Annotated in this window: 11 protein-coding genes; 6 read left to right on the plus strand and 5 right to left on the minus strand. The window is 53.0% G+C overall.

What is annotated here, in order from left to right:
- Window positions 1-192: 192 nt before the first annotated feature.
- The gene (locus QJQ48_RS07330) at window positions 193-933 is read left to right on the plus strand and encodes a dienelactone hydrolase family protein (protein ID WP_346290556.1); all 741 of its coding nucleotides are present in this window, start codon (window positions 193-195) and stop codon (window positions 931-933) included.
- Window positions 934-1,075: 142 nt separating this feature from the next.
- On the opposite strand, the gene gatB is transcribed toward QJQ48_RS07330, so the two are convergent.
- The 4 genes from gatB to QJQ48_RS07350 all read right to left on the minus strand — a co-directional run bounded on the left by gatB (window position 1,076) and on the right by QJQ48_RS07350 (window position 5,391).
- Window positions 1,076-2,584, minus strand: a complete 1,509-nt coding sequence (gene gatB / locus QJQ48_RS07335; RefSeq protein ID WP_346290557.1) for an Asp-tRNA(Asn)/Glu-tRNA(Gln) amidotransferase subunit GatB — start codon at window positions 2,582-2,584, stop codon at window positions 1,076-1,078.
- Between the two features lie 254 nt (window positions 2,585-2,838).
- Entirely contained in the window at window positions 2,839-3,126 is a 288-nt protein-coding gene (locus tag QJQ48_RS07340) for an RNA-binding regulator (protein WP_346290558.1), read from the minus strand.
- 285 nt (window positions 3,127-3,411) lie between these two features.
- Complete coding sequence (locus tag QJQ48_RS07345; RefSeq protein ID WP_346290559.1) at window positions 3,412-3,822, minus strand: hypothetical protein; 411 nt, start codon at window positions 3,820-3,822, stop codon at window positions 3,412-3,414.
- Window positions 3,823-3,921: 99 nt separating this feature from the next.
- Window positions 3,922-5,391 (minus strand): DUF697 domain-containing protein, encoded by a 1,470-nt coding sequence (locus tag QJQ48_RS07350; RefSeq protein ID WP_346290560.1) that lies wholly within the window; start codon window positions 5,389-5,391, stop codon window positions 3,922-3,924.
- A gap of 182 nt (window positions 5,392-5,573) precedes the next feature.
- On the opposite strand from QJQ48_RS07350, the gene QJQ48_RS07355 reads away from it, so the two are divergent.
- The 4 genes from QJQ48_RS07355 to QJQ48_RS07370 all read left to right on the plus strand — a co-directional run bounded on the left by QJQ48_RS07355 (window position 5,574) and on the right by QJQ48_RS07370 (window position 9,729).
- Complete coding sequence (locus QJQ48_RS07355) at window positions 5,574-6,020, plus strand: T3SS (YopN, CesT) and YbjN peptide-binding chaperone 1 (protein ID WP_346290561.1); 447 nt, start codon at window positions 5,574-5,576, stop codon at window positions 6,018-6,020.
- Between the two features lie 109 nt (window positions 6,021-6,129).
- Window positions 6,130-7,008, plus strand: a complete 879-nt coding sequence (locus QJQ48_RS07360; RefSeq protein WP_346290562.1) for a peptidoglycan recognition protein family protein — start codon at window positions 6,130-6,132, stop codon at window positions 7,006-7,008.
- A 139-nt stretch (window positions 7,009-7,147) separates the two neighbouring features.
- Entirely contained in the window at window positions 7,148-8,296 is a 1,149-nt protein-coding gene (locus QJQ48_RS07365; protein ID WP_346290563.1) for a DUF4336 domain-containing protein, read from the plus strand.
- A gap of 26 nt (window positions 8,297-8,322) precedes the next feature.
- The gene (locus tag QJQ48_RS07370) at window positions 8,323-9,729 is read left to right on the plus strand and encodes a lysophospholipid acyltransferase family protein (protein ID WP_346290564.1); all 1,407 of its coding nucleotides are present in this window, start codon (window positions 8,323-8,325) and stop codon (window positions 9,727-9,729) included.
- Between the two features lie 92 nt (window positions 9,730-9,821).
- On the opposite strand, the gene QJQ48_RS07375 is transcribed toward QJQ48_RS07370, so the two are convergent.
- Entirely contained in the window at window positions 9,822-11,897 is a 2,076-nt protein-coding gene (locus QJQ48_RS07375; protein ID WP_346290565.1) for a thioredoxin domain-containing protein, read from the minus strand.
- Between the two features lie 367 nt (window positions 11,898-12,264).
- On the opposite strand from QJQ48_RS07375, the gene QJQ48_RS07380 reads away from it, so the two are divergent.
- The gene (locus QJQ48_RS07380) at window positions 12,265-13,341 is read left to right on the plus strand and encodes an S-layer homology domain-containing protein (RefSeq protein ID WP_346290566.1); all 1,077 of its coding nucleotides are present in this window, start codon (window positions 12,265-12,267) and stop codon (window positions 13,339-13,341) included.
- The last annotated feature ends 6 nt before the right edge of the window (window positions 13,342-13,347 follow it).

Genomic DNA, 13,347 nt, shown 5'->3' on the forward strand with positions numbered 1-13,347 from the left:
GGGTTCGCTAAAATTCGGTTGTAATGTTTTGGTCTCAAACGACTGTGGCTTGGGGTTTCATGCCGTCGCCGGAGTCGGCAATTTTAGGTTGGAGCTAGGGTTTGCCAATAAGGAAGAATTTCAGTTTTGTTCTTTGCTAAGACAATAGTTTTAGATCAAGCGCAGTAGTTTATTGCTGACAAAGGTACCTCAATGGCAACTCTCAACATCAAAACGGCGACTGTCGAAACTGACAGCGGTGACATCAAAATTCCAGCTTATCTAGCTCAGCCGGTCGAAGTAGGCGCGTTTCCCGTCGTGGTGGTGATTCAGGAAATTTTTGGCGTCAATGCCCATATTCGCGATGTGACTGAGCGCGTTGCGAAAGAAGGCTACGTAGCGATCGCCCCTCACATTTACCATCGCCAGATTCCCAATTTTGAAGTTGGTTACAGCGATGAGGACTTGGTGCTAGGACGCAAATATAAAAACGGCACTCAGGCTGATGAGCTGCTGCGAGATATCCAAGGGGCGATCGCGTACGCTAGAGCTTTGGCGAATGCTAAGCCGGGAGGCGTCGGCTGTATTGGCTTTTGCTTTGGCGGACATGTCACCTATCTGGCAGCCACGCTGGCAGACGTGATAGCTGCTGCCGACTTTTACGGGGCGGGCGTGACGACGATGCAGCCGGGGCGAGAGCAGCCTACCTTGACCCTGACGCCCCAGATTAGCGGCACGCTCTACGGCTTTTTTGGTACCGAAGACCCGCTGATTCCGAATGAGCAGGTAGATCAGATCGAAGCGGCTCTAGAGCAGCACCAAATTCCGCACAAAATTTTTCGCTATCAGGGAGCAACACACGGCTTCTTTTGCGATCGCCGCGATAGCTATGATTCTCAAGCGGCAGCGGATGCCTGGGAAAAAGTTAAAACTTTCTTCAGCGAAAAGCTGTAGACCCTAAAATTAGGCAAAAAAAAGGAGAGCCGCGAGCAGCTCTCCCTACCATCAGGGTGCATCTACATACCAGATTATGACACATCTGGGAGGAGGGGTGTCACCCCCTATGTAAAGTTTTCTGAAGAAAAGGGCGGTTTTCCTATTGATTTAGCTTTTTGCCCAAAATCTGATTGGTCATTTTGGGATCGGCTCGGCCACTGGTCTGCTTCATCACTTGGCCGACAAAGAAGCCCTGTAGTTTCTTTTTACCGGCTCGGTACTTTTCTACTTCATCGGGATGAGCTGTCAGAATCTCGTCAATGATTTTCTCTAAAGCACCGCTATCCGAAATTTGGCTCAGCCCCTTATCCTCAATAATCTGCTTCGGCGAGCCACCCACTTTGAGCAAGTCGGGCAAAATCTCCTTGGCAATTTTGGTGCTGATAGTGCCATCATCAATCAGCTGCACCATTTCCGCCAGCATCGTGGGCTTGAGCGCAATTTCAGCAATTGTTAGCTTCTCTGCATTTAGATAGGCTGCTATATCCTGAGTGACCCAGTTGGCCGCCGCCTTGGCATCGGCGCCAGCGGTCACCGCCAGCTCAAAGTATTCAGTAATGGTGCGATCGTCGGTCAGCACGCGGGCGTCATAGGCAGACAGGCCTAATTCTTCTTCGTAGCGATGCCGTTTGCTTGCAGGCAGTTCTGGTAGTTCTGCTTGCCAAGCCTCTAGCTGCTCAGGCGTCACCTCAATCGGCGGCAGATCCGGCTCTGGAAAATAGCGATAGTCGCTAGAGCCTTCCTTCACCCGCATACTGCTAGTGCTTTGGCTGGCTTCATCCCACAGCCGGGTTTCCTGAACCAGAGTCTCGCCTGCTTCAATAGCGGCAACTTGGCGCTCAATCTCGTAGTCGATCGCCTTTTGAATGGCGCTGAAGGAGTTCATATTTTTGATCTCTACCTTCGTGCCAAATTCTTGCTGTCCTACAGGGCGTACGGAGATATTCACGTCGCAGCGCAGCGAACCTTCCTGCATATTGCCGTCGCTTACCCCTAGGTAGCGGACAATCCGCCGCAGCTCTTGGGCATACTCAGCCGCTTCCTGCCCCGATCGCATATCGGGTTCAGAGACGATTTCTACTAGGGGCACCCCTGCTCGGTTAAAGTCCACCAGAGAATAGGCCGATCCGGCTAGGCGATCGCTGCCGGCATGTACCAGCTTGCCCGCATCTTCTTCCATGTGCAGGCGAGTAATGCCGATGCGCTTAGTTTTGGCCTTGCCGTTTTCGTCTAGCAGCGGTTTCCCTTTTTTGTCAGTCAGCTCAATTTCAATCCAGCCGTGTTCGGCAATGGGCAGATCAAACTGGGAAATTTGATAGTTTTTAGGCAGGTCGGGATAGAAGTACTGCTTGCGATCGAATTTGCTGTAGGGAGCAATCTGACAGTTAAGCGCAAGTCCTGCCTTGACGGCATATTCTAAAACGGTCTGATTCAGTACAGGCAGAACACCCGGCAGCCCCATGCAGATTGGATCAATATAGGTATTAGGCTCAGCCCCAAATTCTGTGGAGCTGGGCGAAAAGATTTTGGTTGCGGTACTGAGCTGGCAGTGAGTCTCTAGGCCAATGACAGCTTCGTACTGAGTTTTGGCAGGCGCAGTCGTCGTCATAACTTTCGTGCGATCTAAACCTATGCGCTGTTATTGTAGCGCTGACCTGTGAATGAAAACGCTTAGACCTGATAGATCCGGCTTCTTCTGTTGTAGACCGAACTGAAGCGATCGCCCAGGGGAGAAAACCGTTTGTTTGCGTTTGTCTACTTGGGTATTTAGATCCATAAAAGCAAAAGGGCAGACAAAAAAATGCCTGCCCTGGAAAAGTCTGGAACGAGCCACTCTAGCGACCGGCTCGTTTAATGATTGTCTTAGAAGGAGCTGCGACGATAGCTACCGCCACTGCTGCCAGATTCGCTTCGGGGTCTGGCCTTATTGACCTTCATTTCACGACCCATCCACTCGGCACCGTCTAGGGTTTCAATTGCCTTTTCCTCTTCAGCTTCAGCGGACATATCCACAAAGGCAAAGCCGCGTGGGCGTCCGGTTTCGCGGTCGGTGGGTAGGCTTACCCGATTAACGTTGCCGTATTCAGCAAATACTCGCTCTAGATCTTCGCGAGTGACATCGTAGGACAGATTGCCCACATAAACAGACATAGGAACATCTCCTTAGTCAACAACATGTAGCGAGTCAAACGGAGATGTACCTGTAATCGAAATCGAAATCGACATGGAAACAAGCGTGCTCTACCGAAAACTAACTCTCTCTAGCTTAGCACTATTGCACAAAGGCGTACTTTTGAAACCGCCAGTTTTGGGCTTGCTGATATGACCTTAAAAGAAGCTGTAGATCTAAGCAGATCGCCCAGGCCAAAATGCTAAACGGAATAATCTTTAAACAGCTCGATCTCAAACTTCTATTTAGCGTTTGCCAAGCTGCGCTCAGCGATGAGAACGATCTAAAAGTAAGTTAGAAACCTGTCCGTGCATGAAGGCAATGTTGGGATCGCGCTGAATTGCCTGATAGTAGCGCTGCTCAAATTCATTACCCTGCTCTGCCGGACGCAAAAGCTGGCGGGCATCTGTCAGCAGCGCATTCACCTGTCCCAAGGTCATGGGTTCTTTAGCATCTAAGGCTTCGTCAATTTGAACAATAAACTTAGATATTGCTCTTAGCCAGCTAAACCACTCATGTTCAACCACGAGCTGAAAAAATTCGCCGCTGGAGCGAATACGGCCATGCCTTTGTTCATAAACAATTTTTTCTGAATCGAGCAAGGCTTTGTGCAACTTTAGTAAAGCAGCTCGTAGCTGCCGCAGGCGATCAAAAGGAATGTTTGAGGCAGAGTCCATTACGGTTACGTTTCAAATCGGGCATTTCCTTCATCTTGTCACAGGATTTCCCTCAATTGAAATGTCACAGGAACAATACAAATTAGAGCTATAGAGAGATTATGGGGGAGTCTCTAACTTGGCTCTCAGCTCTGCCTTGATCCGGCTGAGAATTGATCTCTCATCTAAGGACTCTAAAATGCTGTTGACAATCGCCTTAGGGCCATCTGGCCCCCAAGAGGCTCCGTTGGCCAGATAAACCTTGATCACCTGGCCGATGCTATAGGTTGAGACTCCGGCTACGGCGGCCTGAGTAATGGCGACTGGCAGATAAGGCGCTAGGGAAAGTCCCCCTGTGGCTAAGGCCGAGGCGCTCAAGATAGATTTGAGTGAGCTAAGGCCGAACGTCACTAGCATTTCGCTAGCGCCTATGCCCCCTAGCCCAATTGCTACTTTTTGCAGCAGCTTCAGCGCCCCTGACTGAGTCATGGCAATGCCGTAGAGACGCGATAGGGTAAGAATCATGGCCACATCGATTACGGCCCCGCTCAGCATATCGGCTACGGTAATCGGATTGAGCGCCACGGCGATCGCCTTTGTCATCACCCCGTTCCAAATGGTGTCATCTGCCACGCGATCGCGAATCTGCAGCTTGCGGCTGACTAGCTGCTCATTGACCTCTCCGGCATAGAGCAGGCTATTTAAGGCCACCAGCGCTTTACCTTCGCGGTGTAGAATCTCCAAAATCTTGAGTTTGAGGTCGTCTACCTGAGGCTGGCCGCGCTCTAAGCGCGGCTGCAGCTTGCCCTCTGGCGTCCGGGTGGCGATCGCCACCAAAGGCGAAGCTGCTGTCATCACAATCTCATCGGGCGAAATCAGATCGCGCAGCCTATCATCTCGCAGTTTTTCGTAGACGAGCTGGCGGTCAGCGGGCGGATACTGATCAATCTTGTTGAAGATGAGCAGAATGGGCTTACTGGCGTCTCGGAGCTGCCTTAATGCCTCAAACTCTACCCGCGTAATATCTCCGGCGACAATAAACAAAATCAAATCGGCCTGATGGGCCACCTGTTTAGCTAAAGCAGCGCGGGCTTCTCCCTTCACTTCGTCAATGCCGGGTGTGTCAATTAGCTCAATACGGGAATTGCCTAAGCCCTGCAGGACTACTCGCAAAATTGTCTGGTTGTCCGTATGGGCGATCGCCTCTTGGTCTACTTGCCAGTCCACACTTTCGATCTGCTGGGTGACTCCGTGAGTTGGCCCGGTGGCAAATACGGGCTGACCGACTAGGGCATTGAGCAAAGACGACTTACCCCGGCCCACCATGCCAAAAACAGCAATATGAACCACCGTATTCTCTAACTTATAGAGCAGGCCATTGAGACTGCTAATTTGGGTCTCTAAGCCAGTGCGTTCGCGCGGCGTTAAATCTAGGCGATTGACCAAATCTCGCAGGGTCTGTTGTGCCTGCTGATAGTAAAGGTCCGTCTGCAGCTCAGAAAAGTTTTCAACAGCTTGAGTCAAATCGTCCTCTACGGCCAAGGTATCGGCTAGCGGGTCTAAATTGGCATCGGAAAAAGTTTCTGACATCGCTGTTGAGAGTTGCCTCCAGTCAAGCCAAGCAAGCTACCTCTTCTATGATGACAAATGCCAGAAACCGCCGTGAATTTGCTGCAAATCCCAGCCGCTTTACCTGGAATTTGCCTCAGCACAACTGATACCTATAAAAGAAGTGAGACAATTGGGATCGCCCATCAAGGATGCAAAATTGCATGGAGTTTAAAACAGCCGCTCAAGAAGCCTGCTACCAGCGTATTACCCCCTGGATGCACGAATTGTTTGAAGGTGCCGTTGTCACCTTTGAAGATGAACCGCTGTTTATTATTAATCTAGGATCGGCTGTCGCCTCGACGCGCGTGATTGCCTGGCAGGAAGATGAAGCGTTGGTGACGACCCGTTCCTATGTAGTCACAGATATTGAAATTACGCCGGATTTGACCCACTATTTGCTGCGAGAAAATAACAGCATTTATTTTGGTCGCTTTGCCCTCGATAGCGAGAACGACATTGTCTTTGAACACAGCCTTTTGGGGTCAACCTGCGACCTCGACGAGCTGAAGCATTCTGTGACAACTGTTATTCAGCTCGCCGACAGCTTTGACGATGAAATCGTGGTGCGCTGGGGCGGGAAACGGGCGCTTGATCGCTGGTCTTCCTGAGCGGACTAATGTGGCTAGCGAAATTAGAACTTGATCCGGATCAGTAGATGCCGAGTCAGCAAGAATTGAGTTATAAAGCTTTATAGTTTACGACTCAATCAAAGGCACTATGAGACGACAACTGTGGGTGTGGGGTTTGAGCCTGCTGGTTTTCTGTATTGCAACAGTCGGCATTGTGCGATCGCCTGGGTTTAATCGGCTGCAGCCTGTAGAAACGATCACCGGACTGCCGCTAATGGAAAAATCTGCCCACGCAGCCCTAAAGCCGACTGCTAAAACCGAGGCGAGTCAGGACTTAGATTTACAGTTAGAAATCAGTCAGATACCTGTAGAAGCCGGTCAGACGCCTGCGCCAGCCCCCGCTGCCACGCCGGTAGAAGCGCCCCCCGCGATCGCCCAAGCTGTCCCTAGCTATCAGCCCCGCGAAGAAATGGCGCTAGCAGATCCGACCAATTATGGCGATCGCTATGCCACTGATGCCTATGGTCGTCCAGCCTACAACGATTTTATTGCAGTCATTCATGAAACGGTTGGCTCAGCTCGCAGCGCCATCAATCTGTTTCAAACCCCCCACCCCAGAGACGAAGATCAGGTCAGCTACCATACCCTGATCGATCGCGACGGCACCGTTATCTATATTGTCCCTCCTGAAAAACGTGCTTTTGGAGCGGGCAACTCTGTTTTCAACGGCCCTAATGGCCCGGAAGCGGTGCTGACGAATCCGGACTTTCCGGCCTCAGTCAACAATTTTGCCTACCATATTTCCTTGGAAACCCCAGCAGACGGACGCGGTAACGGTCAGACCCACAGTGGTTATACCCAGGCTCAGTATGAGTCTTTAGCCTGGCTGATTGCCCGCAGCAGCATTCCCGATAGTCGCATTACCACCCATCGCGCCGTCGATCGCTCCGGCAACCGCATTGATCCGCGCAGCTTCAACTCCCAACTCTTCTATAGCCTGCTGCATCGCTATGCCGGTCGTAGCTGATGGTTGGCCTAATTTGTGGTTATCTTTACCGTTAGCCTACAATAGGCTTCTGGTACAGGATTTGGGATAACGCCTAGGAGGCGGTTTGGCAGCGCAGTTACAGTCATCAGCAAGTCGATCCTGGCCTTTTTGGCCAGCCGTGCCGCTTTATCCCTACGGCAAGCGACGGACTCTGCGCCAAGAGGTGGTCAAAGAAACCATTTGGACGTTTGACCAGTGCCAGGGCATCTTCTACGTGGCGGTGCCCATCCGCATGACGGTAGTACGGCTAGAGGCGGGCGGTCTGCTGGTCTATGCGCCAGTAGCACCCACGCAGGAGTGCGTCAGCCTGATGCGCGAGCTAGAAGCCACCTATGGTCAGGTGAAGTACGTTATTCTGCCAACCGTTTCTGCGATCGAACACAAGGTCTTTGTAGGGCCGTTTGCCCGCCGCTTTCCGCAGGCACAGGTTTTTGTGGCGCCGAATCAGTGGAGCTTTCCGCTGAACTTGCCGCTCAACTGGCTCGGTTTTCCCCTCAGCCGCACCACGTTTCTGCCATCAGATAGCGCCCAAGCTCCTTTTGCTGACGAATTTGACTATGCTCTGCTAGGGCCAATCAACCTCAATTTAGGTCCCTATGCTGAGGCGGCTTTTTTTCATCGGCGATCGCAGACACTCTTGGTCACTGATGCCGTGATGTCGATTCCCCACGATCCGCCCGCCATTTTGCAGGCGGATCCCTATCCCCTACTGTTTCATGCCCGCGACGATGCCCATGAAGCGATCGCGGATACTCCCGCCAACCGGATTAAAGGCTGGCATCGAATCGCGCTGTTCACTTTTTATTTTCGGCCCAGCGTTTTAAGCGTAGTGGGTCTAGGCAAAACCCTCCAAAATGCCTTCAAAGCGCCCAATCGCTCCAAAAAAGCCTACTTTGGCCTGTATCCTTTTCGCTGGCAGGCTGACTGGCCTCAATGTTTTGAAAAGCTGCGCGGCCAGGGACGGCTATTTGTCGCCCCGATTTTGCAAGGGCTGATTTTTAACCGTGGGCCGCAGGCCGTTCTGGGCTGGGCAGATGCGATCGCCCAGTGGCCATTTCAGCGCGTAATCCCTTGCCATCTTGATTGTCCCATTGCCGCCAGTCCGGCTGAATTTCGCCGCGCCTTTGAATTTTTAGAAAAGCCAGCTGCCGCCGCAACTTCCGATAATGCTTTTCTTCCAGAGGTAGATTTTGCCGTGATTCGCCAGCTCGATCAGCGGCTCAACCAGACCGGCCTGACCCCTCCGGCTGAAGTCAATTGGCCCTAAATTCCTAGTTTGCACGGAGACTTAGCTTGCCACAATCCATTCGCCAGGTTCAGCCGAAGCTGCAGTTTATTGCGCCCAATTTCAACCCTTGGATCTTGAAAGCGGTCTACTGGGTTTTGCCGGTCGTGATGCGGCTGCGGCTGCGCCCTTGGCTACCAGCGGGAATTTCGCGGGTCGAGGTTGAGCACATCGAAACGCTAGTTGAGCTATATCAGCAGTTTCAGGCCGGTAAGATCCGCTTTTTGATGGCCTGCCGCCATGTGGAGGTAGATGATCCGCTCTGCGGCCTTCATTTGCTCTCTCGTGCTGTGCCCAAGGCAGCCCAGCAGCAAGGTGTCTCTTTGCAGCAGCCTCTCCACACCCATTTTGTCTACGAGCGAGGCATGACGATTTGGGGCGGAGACTGGCTGGGCTGGCTGCTTTCGCGGCTGGGCGGTGTGCCTATTCACCGGGGTAGACGGCCTGACTGGACAGGACTGCGAGCAGCCCGCAAGCTGATGGCGGAAGGGCGATCGCCGATGGTGGTAGCCCCGGAGGGGGCCACCAATGGTCACAGCGAGCAGTTGGGGCCGCTGGAGCCGGGCGTGGCTCAGCTGGGCTTTTGGTGCGTGGAGGATTTGCAAAAGGCCAATCGACCTGAAGCGGTCGTAGTGGTGCCCATTGGTATTCAATACTATTACGAGCAGGCTGATTGGCAGCGGTTAGGGCAGCTCCTAGCTCAGCTCGAAACCGATAGCGGCCTGCCTGCTGAAACGACAGTTATGGGAACGGACAGTAGCGATCGCTGCTACCAGCGCCTTTTGCGTTTAGGGGAGCATTTGCTGACGCAGCTAGAGCAGTTCTACAGTCGCTTCTACCACCAGGTATTACCTGTACCAGCTTTGTCAGAGTCTGCTGCGCTGCCGGAGCGCCTAGCCGCCCGCCTAGATGTTCTACGCGAGACGGCTCTGCAAGTTGCCGAAACCTATTTCAATATTCGGCCTCGTGGCAACCAGGTGGATCGCTGCCGTCGCTTAGAAGAAGTCGGCTGGATGCATATCTACCGAGAAGATATCACCGATTTGCAGGCCCTTTCTAAGCTGGAACAGGGACTTGCGGACTGGGTCGCAGAGGAGGCTAGCCTGCGCCTGCTGCATATGCGTCTGGTTGAAAGCGTGGTGGCAATCAACAGTGAGTACGTCACCCAAAGGCCTTCCTTTGAGCGCCTGGCTGAAACAGCGCTGCTGCTGTTCGACGTGCTGGCGCGGGTGCGGGGCGATAAGCTGCCGCAGCGGCCACGTCTAGGCGATCGCTGGGTGCAGATGACCATTGGTGAACCCATTTCGGTGAGCGATCGCTGGCCCAACTACCAGGGCAATTCCCGCGCTGCCCGCCGCGCTGTCGCTGACCTGACGGAAGAGCTGCGAGTTGCTTTAGAGGGGATGATTCCTTAGTCATTATCGTAGGCGACCCTGTGCTCAAGCCTAACGCTTTGCCCTCAACAGTCATTATGGCTAACGTTGGCGATCGCCAGTGTCCCAATGCCTCACTCTTCAGCTAACCGTAGAATACTCTCAGCCAACTGCTGTCTGAGTTCCGTTTGGCTAGTAGCCGGAGCTTGACAGGTCAGTCCCTGACAGACTAGCCCAACGCTATCGGCAGGTAGAGACTTTTCCAGCTTATAGACGCTGGTGGGCCAATATTCTGGCAGCAGCGATCGCAGTACCTGAGCATCTGAGCGCACGAGAGTATGGTGATAATAGCTGTCTAACCCAGTGAGCAGACTAGGGCAGGCGCGGGGGGCTTTGGCGATCGCAGTGCTGAAGGCTTGTAAACTCTGTTCGGCGCGATCGAGGTAAGACAAATCTTCGCTGAGTAGAGCCAAACGAATTAGATTGCTCACCGCCACGCCGTTGGCGGCTGGTATGGCACTGTCCTGATAGGTACGCTCTCGCACTAGCAGATTTTCACTGGCATCTTCAGCGGTGTTCTGATAGCCGCCCAGCTTCTCATCCCAAAAGTTTTGGTCAAACTCAGCTTGCACTTTGGCCGCTGCTGCCAGCCAATCAGTCTCAGTTAGGCAGTCATCAAAGCCGATCTGCGCCTGCTGAATATCTAAGAGCGCTTTAACTAAACAGGCATAATCCTCTGCTTGAGCCGGGAGGACAGGGGCTGCTCCATAGTTCAGGCGATGGAGTCTATCTCCTTGCCACTGATGAGTCAAGATAAACTGAGCCACCTGACCGGCTAGCTCTAGATAGGCTTGCTGGTTGAAGACTGCTGCCGCTTTAGCTAACCCAGAAATCATTAGGCTGTTCCAGGCCACAATCATTTTGGTGTCGGTGACGGGGGGAATGCGGCCAGGCCAGTGAGTTGATTTAGCCGCTTGGTTATCCTGCGCGCTGAGGCAGGTTTTTAGCTCGGTGGGAGGGGTGCCGTAGCGGTGAGTAAACAACTTAGTCAAGGCGCTAATAACTGCCTGGCTCAGCTCGCCCGGCTGCTGCCGCTGGAGCACGTTAGCTCCTTCAAAATTGCCCGCTTCAGAAACTGTGAACTGTTCAGTGAGCTGCTGCAGTTCCGGCTCGCTCAGCAACGCCTGCAGCTCGTCATAGCGCCAAATATAAAATGCACCTTCTTCCGGTTCGATCGCCTCAGCATGAATGAAACTATCTGCGTCTTGGGCTGCGTAGAAATAGCCTGCTGGGGCCATCATTTCTCGCTGTAGCCACTGTACTGTCCCGGCGATCGCCCGTTCAAAGGCAGGTTCTTCGACCCCTGCACTCCACAGCTCAGCCAAATACTCTACGATTTGGCCGTTGTCATAGAGCATTTTCTCGAAGTGGGGCACCGTCCAAGTAGGGTCAACGGTATAGCGATGAAAACCACCAGCGACATGATCATAGATCCCCCCTAGGGCCAAATCCAAGCCACGCTGATAGCAGAGCTGATAGGCATTTTCGGGGGCTGCGCTGGTTTCAAACTGGGCATAGCGCAGGGCTGCCAGCGCTTGGGGAATCATGGGAAAGCTGTTTCCCGGTGTGGGTTTGAGCAGGCGCACATTAGCTGTCAGCCCAGATTTTAAGAGGCCCGCTGAAAGCGCGGCGGCGGGCAGCTCCCCGGCAGCGCCTTGCAGGTTCGCCAGAATTTGAGATTTGACCGTTTCTACCTCCCCTTGACGGCTGGTATAAAACTGGTGCAGTGCTTGCAACACCTGTAGAAAACCAGGTCTGCCGTACTTAGGCTCCGCTGGAAAATAAGTCCCCCCATAAAAAGGAACGCGATCGCTAGGGGAAAGAAATACGTTGAGCGGCCAGCCACCCTGGCCGGTCATCAGCTGCAGCGCCTGCATATAAAGACTGTCAATATCGGGGCGCTCCTCTCGATCTACCTTGATGGGCACAAAATGGCTGTTTAGGTAGCTGGCGATCGCCGGATCAGAAAATGCCTCCCCCTCCATCACCGTGCACCAGTGGCAGCTAGAGTAGCCAATCGACAAAAAAATGGGCCTGTCTTCCTGCTCGGCCAAAGCAAGCGCCTGATCGCACCAAGGCCACCAGTCAACCGGGTTGTCAGCATGTTTGCGCAAATAGAGGCTCTGAGACTGAGCTAAACGGTTAGACATGGCACTTTTGAAAAATTGGCAGTAGTCATAGTCATCAGCAAAGGGATAGTGCCTGACACTAGCAGTTATTTCCTAGCTGGGTCACTGCTTTCAACTGTACAGCCTTGCTGTCCGGCAGCAGCCTGAAATCCTTAGCGCCACAGGCGATCGCTTGCGGTTTGACCCTCAGGATTGAGCTAGCTTTTAGAGGGCGATCGCTTATTTCCGTTCCAGCCAAGCATGACTGTGTCCCAGATTGCCGTAGCCACAGCCCGTGACCGACGACAGCTCATACGCTAGATAGATTCTTTGGCGCAGAGGGATAGCGTCTTGACGCAGTTTAGGTAAGATGAGGACACAAAATTGTTGCGCTCATAGCAAATCAGCCGTGTCACATTCTCCTCAAGAACCTCCCTCCAACCGATCTCCGCTGGACTTTGATGAACTCCTAGCAGTGGTGATTTCACTGTTTACGGTGGGTTTGATCTTGCTCTTTGGCCTTTCCCGTCGAGGCACTCGCTTTAGCCTGACAGAAGGATTTCAAACCCAACCCTCTATCGAAGCTGATTCTGCTGAAACTGGTTTATCGCTCAGAGAGCGAGAGCTGGCCGACGAGGATCTAAGTGACTTAGACATTGATGATCCTGCTGTTGTCGGGGCTGTAGAGGGCGATCGCCCCACAAATCTCTTTCCCACACGGCTGAGAAGTTTAGGGCGTCAGGCCGAGCTAGATGAGTTAGAGACTGAAGCAGAAGAGGTTGCCCCTAGAAGCGCTGTTAATCGCCCTGCCGTTGTAGTGCCTACTCCTTCGGACAGAACCCCGCCCCCTCTACCGGCTCAAACCAATGCAGTTGAGCGGGAGGTTTCAGAACCGCTGGAGTTCAGCGATGTGGCTTCAGATTATTGGGCAGAGCCGTTTATTGACCGCCTCAGCTCGCGGCAAATCATCTCAGGTTTCACTAATGGCACCTTTCGGCCTGAGCAGCCTGTCACTCGGGCTGAGCTAGCTGCTCAGCTCACAAAGGCGTTTGCCATGTCCTCAAGTCAGGAAACCATCAATTTTACGGATATTTCAGAGGATTACTGGGCGGCGCAGTCTATCGATCAGACGGTTAAAGCTGGCTTTATGGAAGGTTATCCCGATAATGAGTTTCAGCCAGAGCAGTCCATCCCACGGGTGCAAGTTTTAGTGGCGATCGCAAGTGGTTTAGGACTGACAGCGCCAGAGGACGCTGAGTCGATCTTAGCCTCAACTTTTAGCGATGCCGATGCCATTCCAGAGTGGGCCGTCGATCAGATAGCCGCTGCCACTGAAGCAGGCTTAGTTGTTAGCCATCCCGATGCGTCTCAGCTCAACCCCAATCAGGATGCCTCTAGGGCCGAGGTCGCCGCCATCCTAAGCCAGGCTCTGGTCTATCTGGGAGAGCTAGAGAATATTTCTTCCCCCTATGTGGTGCAGCCCTAAACAGAT

Origin of the sequence: Sphaerothrix gracilis Ecp01, from assembly GCF_030405905.1 — a bacterium.
Classification (GTDB): Bacteria; Cyanobacteriota; Cyanobacteriia; order Phormidesmidales; family Phormidesmidaceae; genus Sphaerothrix; species Sphaerothrix gracilis.